Raw genomic sequence first — 3,692 nt, forward strand, 5'->3', positions numbered from 1 at the left:
CGGGGAGGCGGTGAGGGGGGGGGGTTGGCCCGAGAAAAACACCCTGCGTGACAGGACACCGGCCAAGTTGTTGTTCGCGGGCAATCCCGCTCCTACACAGAAGGATGAGCTGGCCGTCGGATGTGAACCAGACAGTTGCTCCTACAGGGCCGCTTCAGCGGTGAATTGAGGAACGATCCTTATAATTCCGGTCATAAGGTGTGTCCCGAGCGCTCCGTCAGGCCATCAAAGAACTGCCCGAGCCCTTCGGGTTACGACTTGGAAGCCATTGTCACAGGATTCAGGATGCTTGAATTAGTTGCCGCGTTCATCTGCCTCACCACCCTCCTCACCTATGTGAACTACCGTTTCATCGGCCTGCCGCCCGCCATCGGCGTGATGGTCACCGCCCTGTTGTTCTCACTGATCCTGCAGGGCCTGAGCCTGATCGGCTTCCCCGGCCTGGAGGAACGCGTCGAAGGCCTGATGAACCAGATCGACTTCAATGACCTGCTGATGCACTGGATGCTGTCGTTCCTGCTGTTCGCGGGCGCTTTGCACGTCAACCTCGGCGACCTGCGCAGCTACCGCTGGCCAATCGGCCTGCTCGCCACCATCGGCGTACTGATCGCCACCGTGGTGATCGGCTACCTCGCCCACTGGGTGTTCGCGATGTTCGGCTGGGACGTACCGCTGATCTACTGCCTGCTGTTCGGCGCACTGATCTCGCCGACCGACCCCATCGCGGTGCTCGGTGCACTGCGTACCGCCAACGCCTCCAAACCGCTGAAGACCACCATCGTCGGTGAGTCGCTGTTCAACGACGGCACCGCGGTGGTGGTGTTCACCGTGCTGCTGGGCATCATCCAGCTCGGCGAGACGCCGAGCGTTTCCGACACCGCCATCCTGTTCGCCCGCGAAGCCATCGGCGGCGTGGTGTTCGGTGGGCTGATCGGCTACGCCACCTACCGCATGATCAAGAGCATCGAGCAGTATCAGGTCGAGGTGATGCTGACCCTGGCGCTGGTGATCGGCGGCTCGGCCATGTGCTACGAACTGCACGTGTCGGCGCCAATCGCCATGGTGGTAGCCGGCCTGATCATCGGCAACCTGGGGCGTAACCTGGCGATGAACGACATGACCCGTCGCTACATGGACGGTTTCTGGGAGCTGATCGACGACATGCTCAATGCCCTGCTCTTCGCCCTGATCGGCCTGGAGCTGTTGCTGCTGCCGTTCAACTGGCTGCACCTGGCAGCGGGTGGCGTGCTTGCGGTCGCGGTGCTGGCATCGCGCCTGTTGACCGTGGCACCAGCCATCGTCTTGCTGCGGCGCTGGCGCGAAGTGCCACGTGGCACGGTGCGGGTATTGACCTGGGGAGGCTTGCGCGGGGGCGTATCGGTGGCCCTGGCGCTGTCGCTGCCGGTGGGAGACGAACGCGACCTGTTGCTGTCGATCACCTACATCGTGGTGCTGTCGTCCATCCTGGTGCAGGGGCTGACAATCGGCAAGGTGGTGCGCCGGGTAAGCGCCCAGCCGTGATTACAATGGCGCACTCCGCGAGCAAGCCCGCGAAGTGCGCCGCACGGTTTCCAGCACTACTCCACCGCCGAATCCGGGAACTGATCCTGGATGTACTTGATCTCGGTGCGCCCGTGCGGTGCCGGCAGGCCATCCTCGCCCAGATTGACGAAGACCATCTTGTCGACGGTGAGGATGCTCTTGCGGGTGATCTTGTTGCGCACTTCGCACTGCAGGGTGATCGAGGTGCGACCGAACTCGGTGGCGGTGATACCCAGCTCGATGATCTCGCCCTGGCGCGAGGCGCTGACGAAGTTGATCTCGGAAATATACTTGGTCACCACCCGCTGGTTGCCCAACTGGACGATGGCGTAGATCGCCGCTTCCTCGTCGATCCAGCGCAGCAGGCTGCCACCGAACAGGGTGCCGTTGGGATTGAGGTCTTCGGGTTTTACCCATTTGCGCGTGTGGAAATTCATTACAACTCCTGACGTGCCTGACTGACATGTGGCAATGATGGCAGACCCACCGGCCCGCCTCCATTGAACATCGACTATCGTCGCGATAAATCGACAGAAAGTCTTGGGTGTGTCACACAGCCGCGGCTATAATCTCGCCGTTTCCAATGGCCACCCGCTGCGGTGGTCATCCCGCCACCTGTCCGAGGGGCGCTGCAGCAGGTTCACCTGTCAGGCTCGGATGGGGCGTTGTCCGCTCCTGCGGACGCTCAACGCACAACGGCGCCCATTCGCACACTACGAATGGAGGCTCTTCATGAGCGCTGTAAACACGCCCGCTGGTTTTTCCGACTTCAAGGTCGCCGACATTTCCCTGGCCGACTGGGGCCGCAAGGAAGTCATCATCGCCGAATCGGAAATGCCCGCACTGATGGGCCTGCGCCGCAAGTATCAAGCCGAGCAACCGCTCAAGGGCGCTAAGATCATCGGCTGCATCCACATGACCATCCAGACCGCCGTGCTGATCGAGACCCTCGTCGCCCTGGGCGCCGAAGTGCGCTGGTCGTCCTGCAACATCTTCTCCACCCAGGACCAGGCTGCCGCCGCCATCGCCGCTGCCGGCATCCCGGTATTCGCCTGGAAAGGTGAAACCGAGCAGGAATACGAGTGGTGCATCGAGCAGACCATCCTCAAAGATGGCCAGCCATGGGACGCCAACATGGTCCTGGACGACGGCGGTGACCTGACCGAAATCCTGCACAAGAAATACCCGGCCATGCTGGACAAGATCCACGGCGTGACCGAAGAGACCACCACTGGCGTGCACCGCCTGCTGGACATGCTGGCCAAGGGCGAGCTGAAAGTCCCGGCGATCAACGTCAACGACTCGGTCACCAAGAGCAAGAACGACAACAAGTACGGCTGCCGTCACAGCCTGAACGACGCCATCAAGCGCGGCACCGACCACCTGCTGTCGGGCAAGCAGGCCCTGGTGATCGGCTACGGCGACGTGGGCAAGGGCTCGGCCCAGTCCCTGCGCCAGGAAGGCATGATCGTCAAGGTCACCGAAGTCGATCCGATCTGCGCCATGCAGGCCTGCATGGACGGCTTCGAAGTGGTCTCGCCGTTCAAGGACGGTATCAACACCGGTACCGAAGCCGGCATCAACAAGGACCTGCTGGGCCGCATCGACCTGATCGTCACCACCACCGGTAACGTCAACGTCTGCGACGCCAACATGCTCAAGGCCCTGAAAAAGCGTGCAGTGGTCTGCAACATCGGTCACTTCGACAATGAGATCGACACCGCCTTCATGCGCAAGAACTGGGCATGGGAAGAGGTCAAGCCACAGGTGCACAAGATCCACCGCACCGGCGCTGGCACCTTCGATCCGCAGAATGACGACTACCTGATCCTGCTGGCCGAAGGCCGTCTGGTGAACCTGGGCAACGCCACTGGCCACCCGAGCCGCATCATGGACGGCTCGTTCGCCAACCAGGTACTGGCGCAGATCTTCCTGTTCGAGCAGAAGTTCGCCGAGCTGCCTGCCGCGAAGAAGGCCGAGCGCCTGACCGTCGAAGTGCTGCCCAAGAAGCTCGACGAAGAAGTGGCCCTGGAAATGGTCCGCGGCTTCGGCGGCGTGGTCACCCAGCTGACCCCGCAGCAGGCCGAGTACATCGGCGTGACTGTCGAAGGCCCGTTCAAGCCCGACGCGTACCGCTACTAAGCGGCATG

Annotated in this window: 3 protein-coding genes and 1 riboswitch; of the genes, 2 read left to right on the top strand and 1 reads right to left on the bottom strand. The window is 62.1% G+C overall.

Annotation, left to right across the window (positions count from 1 at the left end; all coding sequences use genetic code 11):
- The first annotated feature begins 285 nt into the window (after positions 1-285).
- Positions 286-1,521 carry a cation:proton antiporter gene (locus tag ACPZMI_RS17975; RefSeq protein WP_186665830.1) on the top strand — a complete coding sequence of 412 codons (1,236 nt, stop codon included), beginning with the start codon at positions 286-288 and terminating at the stop codon, positions 1,519-1,521.
- Positions 1,522-1,577: 56 nt separating this feature from the next.
- On the opposite strand, the gene ACPZMI_RS17980 is transcribed toward ACPZMI_RS17975, so the two are convergent.
- Positions 1,578-1,979 (bottom strand): acyl-CoA thioesterase, encoded by a 402-nt coding sequence (locus ACPZMI_RS17980; RefSeq protein WP_054894823.1) that lies wholly within the window; start codon positions 1,977-1,979, stop codon positions 1,578-1,580.
- Positions 1,980-2,157: 178 nt separating this feature from the next.
- A riboswitch (S-adenosyl-L-homocysteine riboswitch) is annotated at positions 2,158-2,253 on the top strand.
- Between the two features lie 21 nt (positions 2,254-2,274).
- Here ACPZMI_RS17980 and ahcY point away from each other — a divergent pair.
- Positions 2,275-3,684: an adenosylhomocysteinase gene (gene ahcY, locus ACPZMI_RS17985; RefSeq protein ID WP_186656321.1), complete on the top strand. Its 1,410-nt coding sequence runs from the start codon at positions 2,275-2,277 to the stop codon at positions 3,682-3,684.
- The last annotated feature ends 8 nt before the right edge of the window (positions 3,685-3,692 follow it).

It is taken from the genome of Pseudomonas wayambapalatensis (assembly GCF_049942315.1).
In the GTDB taxonomy this organism is placed as follows: domain Bacteria; phylum Pseudomonadota; class Gammaproteobacteria; order Pseudomonadales; family Pseudomonadaceae; genus Aquipseudomonas; species Aquipseudomonas wayambapalatensis.

Coding starts and splice junctions, on each gene's coding strand:
- ACPZMI_RS17975 (WP_186665830.1), top strand. CDS start 286: ATGCTTGAATTAGTTGCCGCGTTCATCTGCCTCACCACCCTCCTCACC.
- ACPZMI_RS17980 (WP_054894823.1), bottom strand. CDS start 1,979: ATGAATTTCCACACGCGCAAATGGGTAAAACCCGAAGACCTCAATCCC.
- ahcY (WP_186656321.1), top strand. CDS start 2,275: ATGAGCGCTGTAAACACGCCCGCTGGTTTTTCCGACTTCAAGGTCGCC.